The sequence below is a fragment of the Roseovarius aestuarii genome (assembly GCF_019966515.1).
GTDB classification, from domain to species: domain Bacteria; phylum Pseudomonadota; class Alphaproteobacteria; order Rhodobacterales; family Rhodobacteraceae; genus Roseovarius; species Roseovarius aestuarii.
The window spans coordinates 407,622-424,125 of the sequence record NZ_JAIMIB010000001.1 but is presented as its reverse complement, the minus strand read 5'-3'; the positions used below and the strand labels follow the sequence as shown (position 1 = coordinate 424,125).

The 16,504-nt window shown below is 57.5% G+C and carries 19 protein-coding genes; 11 read left to right on the top strand and 8 right to left on the bottom strand.

Annotated features, from left to right (window positions below):
• Positions 1–237 precede the first annotated feature (237 nt).
• The 8 genes from LC334_RS02060 to LC334_RS02025 all read left to right on the top strand — a co-directional run bounded on the left by LC334_RS02060 (position 238) and on the right by LC334_RS02025 (position 7,292).
• A complete protein-coding gene (locus LC334_RS02060) occupies positions 238–1,368 on the top strand; it encodes a porin (RefSeq protein WP_085798552.1) in 1,131 nt (376 codons plus the stop codon).
• 96 nt (positions 1,369–1,464) lie between these two features.
• The gene (locus tag LC334_RS02055; protein WP_085798551.1) at positions 1,465–2,298 is read left to right on the top strand and encodes a sulfotransferase domain-containing protein; all 834 of its coding nucleotides are present in this window, start codon (positions 1,465–1,467) and stop codon (positions 2,296–2,298) included.
• The gene (locus LC334_RS02050) at positions 2,279–3,160 is read left to right on the top strand and encodes a sulfotransferase domain-containing protein (protein WP_317850387.1); all 882 of its coding nucleotides are present in this window, start codon (positions 2,279–2,281) and stop codon (positions 3,158–3,160) included. Before LC334_RS02055 ends, LC334_RS02050 begins: the two co-directional genes overlap by 20 nt.
• Before the next feature lie 108 nt (positions 3,161–3,268).
• Positions 3,269–3,775: a hypothetical protein gene (locus LC334_RS02045; RefSeq protein WP_085798550.1), complete on the top strand. Its 507-nt coding sequence runs from the start codon at positions 3,269–3,271 to the stop codon at positions 3,773–3,775.
• Between the two features lie 598 nt (positions 3,776–4,373).
• Positions 4,374–4,631, top strand: a complete 258-nt coding sequence (locus LC334_RS02040) for a spike base protein, RCAP_Rcc01079 family (protein ID WP_085798549.1) — start codon at positions 4,374–4,376, stop codon at positions 4,629–4,631.
• A 122-nt stretch (positions 4,632–4,753) separates the two neighbouring features.
• The gene (locus LC334_RS02035; protein ID WP_139836268.1) at positions 4,754–5,071 is read left to right on the top strand and encodes a hypothetical protein; all 318 of its coding nucleotides are present in this window, start codon (positions 4,754–4,756) and stop codon (positions 5,069–5,071) included.
• Positions 5,072–5,082: 11 nt separating this feature from the next.
• Entirely contained in the window at positions 5,083–6,519 is a 1,437-nt protein-coding gene (locus LC334_RS02030) for a hypothetical protein (RefSeq protein ID WP_085798547.1), read from the top strand.
• Entirely contained in the window at positions 6,519–7,292 is a 774-nt protein-coding gene (locus tag LC334_RS02025; RefSeq protein ID WP_085798546.1) for a hypothetical protein, read from the top strand. Before LC334_RS02030 ends, LC334_RS02025 begins: the two co-directional genes overlap by 1 nt.
• A 10-nt stretch (positions 7,293–7,302) precedes the next feature.
• Here LC334_RS02025 and pcaD read toward each other — a convergent pair whose 3' ends face one another.
• The 5 genes from pcaD to LC334_RS02000 are packed head-to-tail and all read right to left on the bottom strand — an operon-like array spanning position 7,303 to position 11,794.
• A complete protein-coding gene (gene pcaD, locus LC334_RS02020; RefSeq protein WP_085798545.1) occupies positions 7,303–8,094 on the bottom strand; it encodes a 3-oxoadipate enol-lactonase in 792 nt (263 codons plus the stop codon).
• Positions 8,094–9,296, bottom strand: a complete 1,203-nt coding sequence (locus LC334_RS02015; protein WP_085798544.1) for an endonuclease/exonuclease/phosphatase family protein — start codon at positions 9,294–9,296, stop codon at positions 8,094–8,096. The genes pcaD and LC334_RS02015 overlap by 1 nt, the downstream gene beginning before the upstream one ends.
• Complete coding sequence (locus LC334_RS02010; RefSeq protein ID WP_085798543.1) at positions 9,293–10,279, bottom strand: threonine ammonia-lyase; 987 nt, start codon at positions 10,277–10,279, stop codon at positions 9,293–9,295. Before LC334_RS02010 ends, LC334_RS02015 begins: the two co-directional genes overlap by 4 nt.
• Positions 10,276–11,109 (bottom strand): alpha/beta fold hydrolase, encoded by an 834-nt coding sequence (locus tag LC334_RS02005; protein ID WP_085798542.1) that lies wholly within the window; start codon positions 11,107–11,109, stop codon positions 10,276–10,278. Before LC334_RS02005 ends, LC334_RS02010 begins: the two co-directional genes overlap by 4 nt.
• Positions 11,102–11,794, bottom strand: a complete 693-nt coding sequence (locus tag LC334_RS02000) for a haloacid dehalogenase type II (protein WP_085798787.1) — start codon at positions 11,792–11,794, stop codon at positions 11,102–11,104. The genes LC334_RS02005 and LC334_RS02000 overlap by 8 nt, the downstream gene beginning before the upstream one ends.
• A 203-nt stretch (positions 11,795–11,997) precedes the next feature.
• Here LC334_RS02000 and LC334_RS01995 point away from each other — a divergent pair, with 203 nt between their 5' ends.
• Entirely contained in the window at positions 11,998–12,426 is a 429-nt protein-coding gene (locus LC334_RS01995; RefSeq protein WP_085798541.1) for an FKBP-type peptidyl-prolyl cis-trans isomerase, read from the top strand.
• A 166-nt stretch (positions 12,427–12,592) separates the two neighbouring features.
• Here LC334_RS01995 and LC334_RS01990 read toward each other — a convergent pair whose 3' ends face one another.
• The 3 genes from LC334_RS01990 to irrA form a co-directional block, all read right to left on the bottom strand.
• Positions 12,593–12,931, bottom strand: coding sequence for a hypothetical protein (locus tag LC334_RS01990; RefSeq protein ID WP_139836267.1), 339 nt, complete (start codon positions 12,929–12,931; stop codon positions 12,593–12,595).
• A gap of 181 nt (positions 12,932–13,112) precedes the next feature.
• Positions 13,113–14,102, bottom strand: a complete 990-nt coding sequence (locus tag LC334_RS01985) for an NADPH:quinone reductase (protein WP_085798539.1) — start codon at positions 14,100–14,102, stop codon at positions 13,113–13,115.
• A 46-nt stretch (positions 14,103–14,148) separates the two neighbouring features.
• A complete protein-coding gene (gene irrA, locus LC334_RS01980) occupies positions 14,149–14,568 on the bottom strand; it encodes an iron response transcriptional regulator IrrA (RefSeq protein WP_139836266.1) in 420 nt (139 codons plus the stop codon).
• 170 nt (positions 14,569–14,738) lie between these two features.
• Here irrA and fabA point away from each other — a divergent pair, with 170 nt between their 5' ends.
• Both fabA and fabB read left to right on the top strand, forming a co-directional pair.
• Positions 14,739–15,248 (top strand): bifunctional 3-hydroxydecanoyl-ACP dehydratase/trans-2-decenoyl-ACP isomerase, encoded by a 510-nt coding sequence (fabA, locus tag LC334_RS01975; protein ID WP_085798537.1) that lies wholly within the window; start codon positions 14,739–14,741, stop codon positions 15,246–15,248.
• Between the two features lie 24 nt (positions 15,249–15,272).
• Complete coding sequence (fabB, locus tag LC334_RS01970) at positions 15,273–16,502, top strand: beta-ketoacyl-ACP synthase I (protein ID WP_085798536.1); 1,230 nt, start codon at positions 15,273–15,275, stop codon at positions 16,500–16,502.
• Positions 16,503–16,504 lie beyond the last annotated feature (2 nt).

The following is a 16,504-nucleotide window of genomic DNA, read 5'->3' as shown; positions in this document are numbered from 1 at the left end:
GTCGAAAATCCTTACAAAAAGCCAATAAAATAAGGCGAATTGGGGTGGGCGCCGCAAACCGCCCCGGAATAGGCGTTCTGGGGTGTGTGATTTAAACGCCACAACGCCGGTAACAACGGTTTGGCAGCGGGGGCATTCGTTGACAGTCGGGGGGTATTTGCAGCATTCCATCATCCAAGTCGTGTCCACGTTGGGGGCGGCGAAACTTTAATCACTTGCTTATGAGGAGGGACACCCTTGAAAAAGCAACTTCTTAGCACCAGCGCGATCGCACTCGGCGTTGCCGCTGCTGCTCCGGCTTCGGCCCAGAGCTGGGATCTGGACTGGGGCGGGTTTATCAACTCGCACGTCGCGATCGTCGACCACAGCGCCGGCGCCGCAACAGCGGGCTCGGACTTTGACGGTCTGAAGCAATTCTCCACCGGTGAGATCATCTTCTCGCCCAGCATCACTCTGGACAATGGCCTGACCTTCGGTGCCAACGTACAGTTTGAAGCGCAAAACAACGTTGGTGGCGCGGCTAACAACGTCGACGAATCCTACATCGAAATCAAGAGCGACACATTCGGTCGCGTTGTGCTTGGTGCGGAAAACTCGGCTGGTTACCTGTTGTCAACCGGTGCGTCGGCTGTTTCTTCGCTGTTCATCAACTCACCTTCGATCTCGGCCTTCCTGCCGCTTTCGGGTGTTGTACCTTTCAACTTCCGTCAGGCCGGCATCTCGTCGTTCACTGAAGTTGCAGGTAACAACGACGTGAACCGCATCAGCTACTTCACACCGAACTTCAACGGTCTGGTTGTTGGTTTCTCGTATGCGCCGAACAACAACGGCAACGCGTCGCAGGGCTTTGCTCCTGGTCAGATCGCCAACAACACCACAGCTACTCTTGAAGATATCTGGGACATCGGTGTTAACTACTCCGGCAACCTGGGTGCAGCAAGTGTTACTGCAAGCGCTCGTTACGGTGAAGGCAGCGGTGTAGCTGCTGGCGCACCTGACGCAGACGTATGGGCCGTTGGCCTTAACGTCGGCATCGGCGACTTCGGTTTTGGTGCTAGCTATGCCGAAAACGACAACGGCAACGGCGCGTTTGGTGTTGACCAAGACGGTTGGAGCCTCGGTGTAACCTACGACGCACCTGGCCCCTGGTCCTTCGGTTTCGAAACCTATCAGGGTAACTACGACAACTCCGGTACCCTCGGTGCGGACGAAGAGTACGAAGCATATGCAATCGCCGCCAGCCGTGACCTCGGCCCAGGTGTTGATTGGGATATCTACCTTGTCTACGCAGAAGCGTCCGACAACGGTAACGCCGCAAACGACGACGACGGTACAGTCTTCGGTACTGCGATCAACCTGAGCTTCTAAGCTTAAGGTAAAATCTGATAGCAAGGGGGAGTTTACTCTTCCTTGCTATTTTTTTTGTTGGTACTACGCGGGTGTGTCACCGCGGGGAAATCGACCATGAAGAACAGTATCGTCTGGCTGGCCTCTTATCCAAAGTCGGGCAATACTTGGACGCGGGCTTTCCTATCCAACTATTTGATAAATCCCGAACAACCCATCCCGATTAACCAGATGAATCGTTTTGGCATGGGGGATTCGATCGCGAAAACCTATCATATGGTCGCCGGGCGAGAGATCAATATGGGAGATCTAGGTCTTGTATTGTCTCTCAGAGAAAAGGTCTTGCGCGGCATTGTCGCCAACAATGCAGATATAAATTTCGCCAAGACTCACAACATCAAGAGCATTGCTCAGGGTGTAGAACTGATACCCGACCGGTTTACGCGTTCTGCCATCTATATTTTGCGCAATCCTCTGGACATGGTGCTGTCCTATGCGCGCCATTATGGCATGTCTGCGGAGCAGGCCACAAAGATGATTGGCAGCAAGGACAATGCCAGTGCGCCCAGCAAGACAAATGCGGCAGATTATTTAGGTACATGGTCCGCTCATGTGGAAAGCTGGACCGCAGCGGCGAATTATCCAGTGCTTGTTCTGCGATATGAGGACCTTCTTGAGGATCCGGAAACGCATTTCGCCAAGGCGGTTGAGCATGTTGGCCTTCCCGTGGATGAGAAACGCCTGAAAAAGGCGATCAAGTTCTCAAGCTTCAAGGAATTATCGAAGCAGGAGAAGAAGGGCGGATTTGTTGAGAAGTCTGAGCAGGCCAAGACATTCTTTACCAAAGGAACCAGCGGGTATTGGAAGGACGAGTTAGACAAAGATCTGGTTCGCCGGATACGCCGGGACCATCGTATCGTCATGAAACGTTATGGTTACTATGATGACTAACCTTCAGCGGATAATCTGGCTTGCATCCTTTCCCAAGTCCGGCAACACATGGGTTCGCGTACTTCTGGCCAATTACTTCATGCCCAGGACCAAGGCGCCGGATATCAACAGCCTTAGCAAATTTACGACTGGCGATATTCGCAAAGACTTCTTCGATCGGGCCTTGGGGCACCCCTATAGTGCTTCGTCGATCGAAGAATGGCTTGAGGTTCGCCAAAAAGCACTGCGGCTGATTGCAGCGTCGAAGCCCAATCATCATTTTGTCAAAACGCACTGCCAGACCACGCGGATACACGACATGGATGTGATCCCACCCGAAGTGACGGCAGCGGCGGTCTATGTCATGCGTAACCCGTTTGACCTGGCGCCTTCCTTTGCCCGGCATCAATCGGCGGATATCGATACGACGATCGAGCGGATGTGCTCGACAAGGAATATTATGGCCACGGATACGGGCATGTACGAACCACTTGGCCGCTGGGATGATCATGTGAATACCTGGACACAGGCGCCGGGATTGCCGCTATATGTCATTCGTTATGAGGACATGCTGGCAAATCCGGGCAAGACCGTGTCGGCCATGCTTGAGAAGTTCATGAAGGTCAAAGTTGACCGTCCCAAGCTGGCCTATGCAGTGAAACAGGCAAGCTTTAAGTCATTGCAAAAACAGGAAAAAGAGATTGGTTTTTCTGAAAAGCCAGCGACCATGAAGAGCTTCTTTACCAAAGGAAAAGCGGGGGCGTGGCGCGACGACCTTACCCCGGCACAGGTCGGACGACTTCGCAGCGAATTTGAAGACACGCTAAAAAAATGGTACCCAGAAATGCTTGAGGAAACAGGCAGTTTTGCGTCAACCGCTTGAGCGCAGGGTGCCTGTGTGGATGACAGAATGTGATGCGTCGTTGCCTTGATATAGCTCGAAGTTGTCGCAAATTGATATGAGCAACACCCACAACTGAAAGGTCGTGCCATGAAATTGATCTGGATGATATTGGCGTCGGCATCGACTGTCGCTTCGTGCACTTCATATCTCGATCCGATCCGGACATCACAGCTGGGCGATGACCCTGTGGTCGACGGGGGGACGTATACCTCGGGTGGCGGGCTGACAATTGCCGCTGACATACGCGAAAACGATGGTCATACGCTTTTATGCGGGGCATGGGCGGAAAGTGCTGAACAGTCGATTCTGACAAAAGGTAAATCGCGCGATGTCGTTGCGAGCGGGGCCGCTTACCTTGGTCGCGAACGAATTGCGCAAAACCTTCTGTTTATGGCCAGGGTTGCACCGACGGCGGATTACGGCGGCAGTGTCGCCAATTGCCGGCTTGTGGAGCGTGAATGGCGTCTGACGGATCACGCCAAGGCTATCACAATTCGTATTCCTCGACAGGTCGTCTATCGCGATGTCGACGGGCCAAGCGGTGGTGCATTTGTCTATTTCCATCAGACCGGTCCGGGTGCCGGCGAGGGCTGAAGGGAGCGATGGCTAGAAAACCAGAAACGGTTTTTGCCTTAGGACATCGCGAACAAACGATAAGCTAGAGCTCTGCTCGTGATGGAGAAATCAGAGACTATGCTTTAAGCTCAACGCTCGAGCGATATGGCATATATTGCCCAAAATCGCGTTCCTTGTTGTAAAGCGATGGCAATATTTTCTTGCGCGAAAAATAAATCAAATATCTGACTTTAATGGAATTTCTAAGCATCGCACTGTGCTGCGCAGTTGATTTTCTGGCCCGAACGTGAGCTGCGGACTGTTGGTACACCAATTCTTCACCCGGCCAGTGAGACCTTTCGCACGTACAATTCTAACAGTGTAAGAATGGGCGGCATCTTGGGAAATTCGGATTTTCGTTACCGGTCGGGTCGGAGCGACGCGATATGCGTCGCGACAAGAACTCCTGCCGCATCCGCCGCTAAGTCGCGCGCTTCGGCAATCTTATGGCGCGGTGGTAAGCAATTCTTTGGTGTCCGCAGGCCGTGTCGGACATCGTTCGGCTGACTAGCCAACGCCTTTGGCCCTTAACCCTGGGCGATTTCCACGCATCCCAGCATCTTGAAAGGAAAAGCACATGACAGATAATTTCGCAGGGTTTGCGGCCAGTCTTATATCGCCGGGAGAACTGCATTATCCGGTCGTTCCGTCAGATACCAGTGATCTGAATCCTCGGCCGCGCGCATTGAAGTGCATTGCGGCGGGTAATGTCGCTGTTCGTGATATTGCGGGTACCGATATCACCTACCCGGTGGAGGTTGGCGAGGTGCTGGAATTCCGTGCTATTCGTGTGTTGGCAACTGGGACGACTGCGGTCGTGGTGGCCTGGGAATGATCGGGATCTTTGTTGGGCCCAGACGCCGAACGCTGAAATTAGCTCCGTCTGGGCAGGCTGACAGTATACCACCCGTGCTTTCGAACCTCTCGATCGACCAAAGCCTGCAAAGGTTTTCGTTCATGAACAACGAGGTAGGCGCCTGTCATTGGATGCTGGGTAGCGCTGTTGGCTTCGTGAACGCGGCGGCGTTGATTGCGGCGAAATCAGCAGCGGTGGCGTCGGGAAGCGTGGCGGCTACTTTGGGGGCAAACACGCACAATATTGACAGCAATGGCGTGGCGCCTGGTGCCTGGCGCTTGCACGTTGGTGTGATCGACGCGGCGGGCAATGCATCGAACGTCCTAAGCGGTGATTTCATCATCGCCGCCGGAGTGTTGGCAATGAACGCTAGCCCGCTTGTCTGGAATGGGGACGATCTAATCTTTAACACGGCGTGAGGAGTTAGAGCATGACAACAGAATTCAATACTGGAACTGACGCCTCGCTGAATGAGGCGGTGAAAAGCCGTTACGAGGCGAACGGTGATACCAACGCATTCACGGATGCAGAAAAAAGCAAGCTAGCTGGTCTGCCTTTCGGTGCTGAGCCCAATGCAGTCGATAGTGTGAATGGTCAGCTTGGCGCCGTTTCGCTTAATGCTGACGATATCGATGACGACACGACCGCCCATAAATTTGCGACGGCGGCGCAACTCAGCAAGGTCGACAGCGTCGAAACCGGTGCGACCGCAGATCAATCGGGTTCTGAGATTGTGTCTGCCATCAACACCGAACTGGGAGGAGCGGCCTGGCAATCTGGTGGCGGTGGGGGCGGCGGATCGACCGATGTTGTTTTAAACGTTGCGCAGGATCGCATATTGGGTCGTATTTCGACTGGAAGTGGGGACAGCGAAGAGCTGACAGCGGCAAATGTCCGGTCCCTTCTGAACGTCGAAGATGGCGCGACCGCCGATCAGACCGGTGCAGAGATCAAGGCACTTTATGAGAGCGAAAATGACACAAACGCGCTGACCGATGCTGAGAAATCAAAACTCGCGGGGGTTGCGAATGGTGCCACGGCGAACACTGGCGCCTTGGCGGATGCCGATACCGTAGATACCGCGCAGATTGAAGACGGTGCGGTCACGCTATCTAAGATGGGGCAGATCGCAGCTGACAGGTTTTTGGGGCGCGGCAGTGCCGGGACAGGTGATGTCGAGGTTCTGAGCACCGCGAGCGCTCGTGCGATCCTGAACGTTCTTGCATCGACCACGCTTGCGTCGGCTGCTGTGGGGGAGGGCGCGTCGCTTGTCGGGATATCAGATGCTGGGGGCTTCACTGCGCAGGCAGATGTAGAAGGCGCGCTGCAGGAAATCTTTGGCATGCTCGGCGCTCACGGCGATATCGTCACGCAAGATACTGCAACATTCGTCCTGAAAAGCGAGCGCGACGTTATCGTCTTTGATGCCGGTGGATCAAACGTTGCGGCGCGGCCAACCCAGGCTAGCAACAAGACGGTAATATGGTTTAATCACGGGTCTCAACCACCTGATAATATGGATGTATTTGATATTGCGATGGGTCAGGGGTTTGGCGTCGCAAATATCAATTTGCAGGCTGGTGCTGCCTATACGCTCGCGTTGGGTGATCAAGGCTATAATGTAGATATGACTCATGCGTCGGCCAACACGGTCACGATCCCGACAAACGCGTCAGTAGGGTTTGCCATTGGCACGGTGATCTCGGTGACGCAGCTTGGAGCGGGCGTCACGACCGTGTCGGGCGATGCTGGTGTATCCGTGAACGGTGTTAGCGTTGGAAGTGTCAGCATCAACGCTCAGTATGCAGGCGTTGTCCTGCGCAAGGTCGCCACGGATGATTGGATTGCACAAGGGGCGATCACCTGATGCACAATGCAGCTTTCGACCTGATCGCACGCGGAATAACTCAGTCGGCGCCAATCACTACAACCTACTCCGAAAGTGGCGCGGCGACCGGTGGCAGCGGCTGGCTTACATTCCCGGCCCCACTTCCCAGCAGCCCTGAACATTTGTGGTTTTTTTCGTACCGGTCTTCGCAGGATGCCAGAAAATTGCTGCTTGGCTTCAAGGACACAACCAACCGGCATGGGCTATCGCTGGACTGGAGCAAATCGGGGGACGGCGCCCAGAGACCAAGGCTGAAAATTATAGTCAATTCTGGAACGTTTGAATATTCGATGCCGCTACAGGCCTTGGGCGACAGGCTTCATTTGTTGGTGTCGCAACAAATTGTCGGCGGTAACGCCCGGACCATAGCCTATCTCTGGAACGAAAGTTCGAGTTCCTGGGCGGAGGTGATCAATGCGACGGCTGGCGGCGGCTCAGCAACAACTTTCGCGTATGGCACGCAGAGCGGTACTTCGCTCTTCGCGGCGCTCGGCGGCCAGCGGCGGGCTACGCTGACATCCTATCGGGCGGCGTTTTGGACTGCGGCAGAACTAAGTAGTGGGCTGCCGGATATTACGCAGCCTACTGTGCAAGACAGTTTTACCAGCGGCTTGCATTTGGCGGATCCTGCGACAAGTCATGCGACGTTCGGAACACCGCTTTATGATATTCACGGTCCGGTGTCGGTTTATAACGCGGGCACGAACCTCGGCTCAGGCGGTGATTTCACGGTCAATGGTAGCTTTACCTAACGTCCGGATGTTATCGCAGATGACCTGTCTTCTGCAGAAATCCATTTAGCACGCGCGCATATTCCGCTGGTTGATCGACACAGGGAAGGTGGCCGGCGCTGCGGATCAGTTGGAAATCTGAACCAGGGATCAGTTGAGCCGTCTCGCGCACCAGATCCGGCGGGGTCGATCCGTCATCTGATCCGGCAATACCAAGTGCGGGCAGGCGCAGCCCGCTTGTGGGCGTGTAGAAATCAGTGCCTGAGATTGCATGCATGCACCCGATGAACCCCTCGGGTTTCTGTGCGGTCATCATGTTACGCCAAAATACCAATTCCTCGGAAGCCCGGAAGGCACGGGTAAACCACCGATCCATCGTGGCATCGGCCAGAGCTTCAATACCGCCAGCGCGTGCGGCTTCGATACGGTCTGCCCACATTGCCGGCTGGCCGATCTTTGCGGCTGTGTTTGACAGCACCAGCGCACGCACCTGATCTAATCGCTTCACCGCCAGCCCCTGTGCGACCAGGCCCCCGATCGAGAGGCCGACAAAAACACTGTCGCGAATGTTAAGATGATCCAGCAACATTTCGGCATCGCGGACCAACTGGTCCATCGAGTAGGGGGCGGGCGGGCAATCCGAGCCGCCGTGTCCGCGCATATCGTAGCGGACGATCCGGAGCCCTTTGGGCAAGAGTGGCACGACCTTGTCCCAGAGCCTCAGATCGGTCCCGAGCGAGTTGGCGAAGACCAACGGCGCGCCTTCAGGGTCGCCATCCTCACGGACCTCGAGTGCAATATCGCCCAGATCGACCCGCGCCATTAGCGCAATCTCATATGCGCCACGATCTGTCCGTGATCCGATGCCAGTTTGTTATAGGGAGCTTCCGGGTGGGAGCCATCGGTCAGGTGGTCGTTCAGCGCGCTGAAATAGGTCATTTCGCCGATGCGGGCCTCGTTGTCCGGGTGAAAATGGCGTGACAGGAAAATCTGGTCGATGGATTCGAACGCGCCGCCAAAGGCCGAAGTATAGACCATGTCGCGCAGGGATTTCCGGACAAAGAGCTTTTCCGCGGAATGAAGGCGGACCTGTTCGATATCGGCGGTGATTTGTTGGCTTTGTTCGCTGGAATAGCGGTCATTGGCGGCCTTGGCGTCATGGCGCAGCATCCAGGCATAGTTCTTGAACGGCACTTCGCCCGAGATGATTTCCGAGCTGACCGCGTGTTCGCCATCGTTGAAATCGCCCATCACGGCCACCGCGTTTCCGGCCTTGAGCTCTTTCACGATTTCACCGCGCAGTACCCAGGCTTCGGCCATCCGGCGAATAGCTGAGCGCAAGCTGCCAAGCGCACGGCCCACGGGGTCATACTTGGTCAGATCCTCTTCTGGCGCATAGTCCGCGCCTTCGGATTTAAAGTGCTCGCCCAGTTTGGATTTGAGGTGGCAGTTGAAGATGGTGATGACCTCTTCGCCGATGGGGATACGCACCTTGAGGATCGGGCGCGAAAGACGGCGCAGGCGGTAAAATCCGGCCTCTTGCGGGCCTTCCAGGCCGCGCAACGGCTGAAACGGAATTTCAAGCGGCTCGGGCAGATCCTGAATTATCTCGGGCGCGCCTTTGAACCCGAAGCGGGACAGTACTGCCACGCCAGGACGGCGCTGACCGGCGATGCCCTGATCGGCCACGTTCGGGGCGAAGGCCAGCGCGGCATCGGTATAGGGGTCGACCTCAAGCTTGCGAAAGATCACCTTGCGGCGATAGCTTTTTGAACGGTCCGGCACGGTGGCTGCGTTAAGCGCGTCGGCGCGGGCGTCGGTTTCGTCGATGACGCTTCGCAGGGCCTCCTCTTCGAAGATCTCCTGAAACCCGATGATATCGGCATTCATTGTCAGTAGCTGGTTCGCCATCCAATCCTGTTTCCAGGCGTATTCCTCGGGCGTGTATTTCTGGAATTCGTAATATTCCTTGTCCGGCCCGATCAGATTCTTGACGTTGAAACTGGCGATGGTGAAATCAGTCATACCTTTTTCCCATATTTCTCAAGGGCGGCCTGAAACATCGCGGTATCGACATTCCCGCCTGAGATGGTGGCGATGACGGCGGTCCCTTCGATCTGATCCTTGTGAAACAGCGCTGCGGCGAGGGCGACGGCCCCTCCGGGTTCGGCGACCACCTTTAGTCGTGCCCAGGCAATAGCGACGGCGCGCAGACACTCGTCCTCGCTGACTACAAGACCCGGGCCGCAGAGCCGCTGCAGGATTGGAAAGGTGATCTGGCCCGGCGCCGGGGTCAAGATTGCATCGCAGATATTGCCGGATTGCTGGTTGTTAGTCTCAATATGGCCCGACCTCAGCGAGCGGGCAACATCATCGAACCCCTTGGGTTCAACTGGGCGCGGGCGCAGAGTTGGTGCATCCGCCTCCAGCGCAAGCGCAATGCCCGAGGTCAGTCCACCGCCGCCGCAACAGATCAGAACATCAGCATTCTCGATCCCTATTGCGTTGGCGTCCTCGGCAATCTCAAGCCCCGTGGTGCCCTGGCCGGCGATCACCTGCGGCTCGTCATAGGGGCGGATCAGTGTCAATCCGCGCTCAGCAGTCAGCTTGTCGCCCAAGGCCTCGCGGCTTTCGCCGCCTGCACGGTCATAAAGCACCACCTCGGCCCCCAAAGCACGGGTATTATCGATCTTCACCTGCGGCGCGTCGGCGGGCATAATGATGACGGCAGGCACACCAAATTCGCGCGCGGCCAACGCGACGCCCTGTGCGTGATTTCCGCTGGAAAAGGCAATTACGCCGCGGGCACGGGTGTCGGCATCAAGCGCCGAGACCGCAGAGCGCCCACCGCGATATTTGAAGCTGCCGGTATGCTGCAGGCATTCCGGCTTTATGTAGACCTGTCGCCCGGCGATCTCGTCGATGAAGGGTGAATTCAGCAGCGGCGTGCGGCGGGCGTGGCCTTTCAGCCGTTCGGCAGCGGCACGGATCATGGTGATATCGCTCATCTGCAACGCTCCAGCAATGCGGTGATGGCGGCAAGCGCCCGAGGTTCATCAAGAAAGGGCACATGGCCGCGGTCGGGGATGGTGGCGGTGATCATGCCGGGGTGGCGATCTTCCATTTTTGCCAGTGTTTCGGCGCTCAGCAGGTCGGAATTCTCCCCCCGGATGGTGGCGAGGTTGTGGTTTTCGAGACCATCAAACAGCGTCCACAGGTCCGGCACCTCGCCTGCGCCCGCCTGACCGATCAGCGCATCCCGCAGCTTGGCGTCATAGCGCAGGGCCAACCCACCGCCGTCTTTTTCAGACCACATGAATTCGGCCTGTTGCCGCCAGCGGCCCAGAGGCACATCGGGAAAATCATCCTCATGCCCCAGTTTCAATGCTTCGGCGGCGGCTTTGAGATCGGGCAGTTCCGGGGTGCGACCGACATAGGCCATGATCCGTTCCAGCCCCGAAGGTGCGACCTCGGGTCCGATATCATTCAGCACCACACCCGTCATCCGATCAGCGTGTTCCTGGCTCAGCGCCATGGCAATAAGCCCGCCACGTGAGGTGCCGATCACCACCGCCTCAGGCAAATCGAGGTGATCGAGTAATTCGATGGCATCAAGACCTTCGCGCAGGATATTGTAGTTCATGAAATCCGGGTCATAGTCGGATTTACTACGCCCGCGATAGTCCGGTCGGATGACACGGTGTTCGGGCAAGTGCGGCAGCAGGTATTCGAAATCTGTGCTGTTGCGGGTCAGTCCGGCCAGGCAGAGAATCGGCACGCCCTCGCCATCGTCTTCATAATGTAGCTTCAACCCGTCGGAGGAGGTAAACTCAGGCATCGCCACCCGCCAGTCCGGGGATGCCCGTCAGATCGCCGAGGATATGCGCGGGGCGTGCGGGCAGGCGGTCCACCGGGTCGCCGGCGCGATTGACCCAGGCGGTGGTGAACCCGTAACCAGCCGCGGCGGCGGCATCCCAGCCATTGGATGAGACAAACAGCACCTCGTCATTCGCACACCCAAAGCGCTGTCCCACCAGATCATAAACCACCCCGGCGGGTTTGAAGATGCCGACGCTTTCAACTGACAGTACATCATCAAGCACCTCACCGATGCCAGCCGACTGCACAGCGCCATCCAGCATCGGCGGAGAGCCGTTGGACAGGATCGCGGTATTCATGCCCTTGTGTTTCAGCGCCTGCAACATCTTGGGTACTTCCGGATAGGCCTCAAGCTCCCAGTAAAGCTGCAGCAAGCGTTCGCGCAGTTCCGGGTCGCCGTCATGGCCGCTGGCATCAAGCGCCCAGTCCAGCCCATCCTGCGTCACCTGCCAGAAATCGGTGTGATCGCCGGTGACGGCGCGTAGCCACGTGTATTGCAACTGCTTCAGGCGCCAATGGTCGGCAATCCGGGACCAGTCGGCGGCAAAAGCGTCCCGCCCGGGTTCAGCGGCGGCGTTTCGCGCGGCTGCGCCGACATCGAAGAGCGTGCCGTAGGCGTCGAAAATGCAGGTGGTGATGGGCATGGCATTCTCCGCTGGGTTGGTGGCCGCAGACTGGCATGGATGTGCGGGAGGGGGAAGATCAATCTGGTCTGTTGATTGCGCGATCGCCGCCGCCGGATTTGCATTCAGCGCCTGCAGGCGGTAGCCTTGCGTATTCGTGTTCAAGCACCCGCGCGACGAGCTGCGGCCTTGCAAACCCATCCCACTAACAGATTGGATATTTCATGACTCAGGTCAAAGCCGGGGATACCGTGCGCATTCACTATACCGGCACCTTGGAGGACGGCTCCGAATTCGATAGCAGCTCGGGCCGCGAACCGTTGGAGTTCACCGTGGGTTCGGGCCAGATCATACCGGGGCTCGACCAGGCGATTCCGGGCATGGTCGTGGGCGACAAGAAAACTGTCGAGGTGGCCGCAGATCAGGCCTATGGCCAACCGCATGAGAACGCCCGTCAGGATGTGCCCCGCGCCGACATTCCCGACAACATACCTCTCGAAATCGGCATCCAGTTGCAGATGCAGGCGCCGGACGGGCAGGCGATTCCGGTACGTGTCGTGGCCGTGACCGAAGACAGCGTGACATTGGATGCCAATCATCCGCTGGCCGGGAAGGCGCTGACCTTTGCGATCGAACTGATGTCGATCGCCTGACCCTTGGAGGCAGAGCCTGCTAAGCTGCTGATGTATCAGATCGTCGTGGTTCAGATGCGGTGATGACCCGCAGTCAGCCCGATCTACGGGCTGCTGCCAATTGCTGCGGGGATGCCAGCGGATGGCGCACGCCAAACCGGCTTTCTGGGCCTGATTGCTGGCTCGTTTATTGGCCGGTGGTTTCGACGCAGGTGCCCTTGCCGAAACCGGATTTGCTACCCGAGGCGGAATAATCGTAGGTGCCTTTTTCGGGGTGTACGTTGTAGTTCAACGTATATCCGTCGCCAATATAGAGAAACGTAAGCGTATCAAGCCCGGGATAGACGTCAACATCCTTGTCGATCTCTGCGATGGTGATATGGCCTTTGTCCTGGTCTTCGTATTTGATCAGATGTGCTTCCATTTCGGGATGGGCAGCATCCGGTGCCTCGCAATCAAAGCTGCGAGCTTCTGCGATAACACTGCCTGGCGCCACAAGCGCCATACACAACAATACATATTTCATGGGATCTCCAATTGGTTACGATGTGTCTCAGACAGGTCCCTTAGATCGGGTTTTAGGCATGAAAATGATCCGAATATGAGGCGCGTGCGACGACACGTTTCTGCATTCCGAATAATTATAATTTTATATAACTTTTAGTTAACATAGGTGCCGGCGAACATAGAGCGGGCCTCGGAACGTCTTAGTCAAGATCTAGCAATACGGCACCGGCACGGCCCGCGCTCATCACCGCTTCGTGGGCGTCGGCACAGTCAACCAGTGGATAGGTCGTATGGATGGCGGGTGTCAGGGCGCCATCTTTCAGGGCGGCATGCAGGCGCGTGATAGCAGCATCGCGTTTGGGTTCTGGCAGGATATAGATCAGCGTGATGTCGATCTTGAGCGCCTTGAAAAGGTACGGCCCAAACGGCAGTTCGGGCGTCATATCGATAAAGGAACCGTAGGCAGCGATCGTGCCGTTGGGGGCCATAACTTCGGCCAGAAGCGCCGCGTTAACGCCGAACTCGACCTCGACCGCCCGGTTGATTCCCGCGCCACTGGTGGCATCGGTAATCTGCGCCGCCAGATCTGGATCGGCGTAGTTGAACACATGATCGGCACCTGCGTCACGTACCCTCTGCGCCGCCTGGTCCGAGCAGGTGGCGATGACCGTCGCGCCGCCTGATTTGGCCAGTTGCACCGCATTATGGCCGACGGCACCGGCACCGCCGCTGATCAGCATGGTCTGCCCGGCCACATCGCCGCCGCCAAAGACCGTGTGCGCGGCTGTCAGTCCGGGGATGCCAAGGGTTGCGCCGATATCGAATGAAATTCCGTCTGGCAGGGGGATCGCCTGTGCCGCGGGCAGGGCGATGTATTCGGCCGCGGTGCCAAAGGCGCGCTGCCACTGACCGTTCCAGATCCAGACGCGCTGACCGATACGGGTGGCATCAACACCATCTCCAACGGTCTCGATTACGCCTGCACCATCCGAATGCGGAATGATCTGATCGAAGGCAGGTTTGGTGACGCCCGGTCGTGCCCCGGCGCGGGCCTTGGCGTCAGATGGGTTGACGCCCGATTTGCGCAGCCGCACCAGAACCTCGCCGGTGGCGGGAGAGGGGGTGGGCAGATTGGTCAGCGACAGAACATCGCTCGCGGGACCGAATGAGGAATAGGTGATAGCGCGCATGAATGGCCTCGCATGGCATAAGGTTCAGCGGCCAGAATGACGAAATTCAGGTGCGGCGCAAGCGGATGATCACATCGACCTTGGCAATCTCGGTGCCATCAGGTGCCAGGGGCAGGCTGGCGATGTTCAACTGGTCGGCGGGCGCATCCGACAACTGGTTGTCATCTTCCCAGAAGAAATGCGGGTGATCATGGGTATTGGTATCGAAATAGCTGCGCGAGCCGTCGACCGTCACCTCCTGCACCAGCCCGGCGTCGGAAAAGGCGCGCAGCGTGTTATAGACCGTTGCGAGCGAGACGCTTTCGCCCATTTTCTGGACATCGGCAAAAAGGCTCTCTGCGGTGACATGGCGATGCTGACCGTCGCCCACCAGCAACGTCGCCAGCGCCACGCGTTGGCGGGTAGGGCGCAATCCTGCACCCGTGAGCCAATTCGAGCCTCGTGTTATCTCTGCTTTGGTCGCCACATCTGCCTTCCCGTTGACTGCCCTTAATATATGTCCGCCGGGCCCAGGATTTCAAACAAATTCATGCGCTTTCACAAGTCATCGTGCCGCACGCGGGCTTGCATGGGGCTTTTGCCGGGTGCTACAGGGGAAGTAACGGAATATTGCAGAATTGAAAGGGGTCGCCTCACATGGCCGATTACCCAACCAGCTTCGACCGGGATGACCTGCTAAGATGCGCCAGGGGCGAGCTTTTTGGTCCCGGCAACGCCCAATTGCCTGAACCACCCATGCTGATGATGGATCGGATCACAGAATGCAGTGGCGATGGCGGCGAACATGGCAAGGGCCATGTGGTGGCGGAATTCGATATCAAGCCGGATCTGTGGTTTTTTGGCTGCCATTTTCCTGGCAATCCGATCATGCCTGGCTGCCTCGGCCTCGATGGCTTGTGGCAACTGACCGGTTTCAACCTCGGCTGGCGCGGCTGGCAGGGGCGTGGCTATGCGCTGGGCGTGGGCGAGGTCAAACTTACCGGCATGGTCCGGCCAGACCGCACGATGCTGACCTATTACGTCAACTTCACCAAAGCCGTGCAAACCCGCCGTTTGACGATGGGCGTGGCCGATGGCCGGGTTGAGGCCGACGGCGAGGTCATCTATCAAGTCAAGGACATGAAGGTTGCGCTGTCCGAAAGCTGACCCCCTGAACAAAGGAGATCGCTAATGCGTCGTGTCGTGGTCACCGGACTGGGTATCGTCTCGAGCATCGGGAATAATGCCAGTGAGGTTCTCAGCTCTTTGAAAGAAGGGCGTTCCGGCATCACCGCCAATGCGGCGATGGCCGAACATGGTTTCCGCTCTCAGGTAGCGGGTGCGCTTGATATAGATGTAACGGAGCATGTGGACAAACGCACGTTGCGATTCATGGGGCCGGGCGCAGCCTATGCCCATATCGCGATGGGGCAGGCGGTTGCCGATGCGGGGCTCGACGAGGCGGACATCGTTAATCCGCGCACCGGTCTGGTCGCAGGCTCGGGCGGACCGTCAACCAGCGCCATGCTGGCGGCGCATCAGGTGGTTCTGAATACCGGTGCCACCAAGCGGATCGGCCCCTTTGCTGTGCCGAAAACCATGTGTTCGACGATTTCGGCCAATCTCAGCACCGCCTACAAGATCAAGGGCATTAACTATTCCATCACCTCGGCCTGTTCGACGTCGCTGCATTGCATCGGCAACGCGGCGGAGCAGATCATGATGGGTAAGCAGGATGTGATGTTCGCGGGCGGTGGTGAGGAACTGGACTGGACGCTTTCCTGCCTCTTCGACGCGATGGGTGCGATGAGCAGCAAATATAATGATACGCCCGAAAAGGCGAGCCGTGCCTTTGACGCCGATCGTGACGGGTTCGTGATTTCTGGGGGCGGGGGTATCGTCGTGCTGGAGGAACTCGACCGCGCCGTTGCCCGTGGCGCCAAAATTTACGCCGAGGTGACAGGCTATGGCGCCACCTCGGACGGCGCTGATATGGTGGCCCCGTCTGGCGAGGGCGGCGAACGTGCCATGCGGCTGGCGCTGGACGGCCTGCCGGAAGATCGCAGCGTAAGCTATATCAACGCCCACGGCACCTCGACCCCGGTGGGCGATGTGGGCGAGGTCGAGGCGGTGCGCCGTGTCTTCGGACAGGGCAACACGCCGCCGATCTCTTCAACCAAGTCCATGACCGGTCACAGTCAGGGTGCTACCGGAGCACAGGAGGCGATCTATTGCCTGTTGGCGTTGCATCACGATTTCATCATCCCCTCGATCAATGTAGAGACGCTCGATCCGGCGCTCGATCCGGCCGAAATCGCCACCACACGTGTGGACGATGCCGGACTTGATACGGTGATGACCAACTCTTTTGGCTTTGGCGGCACGAATGGATCGATGCTGCTGAGCAAATATAACGGATAAGC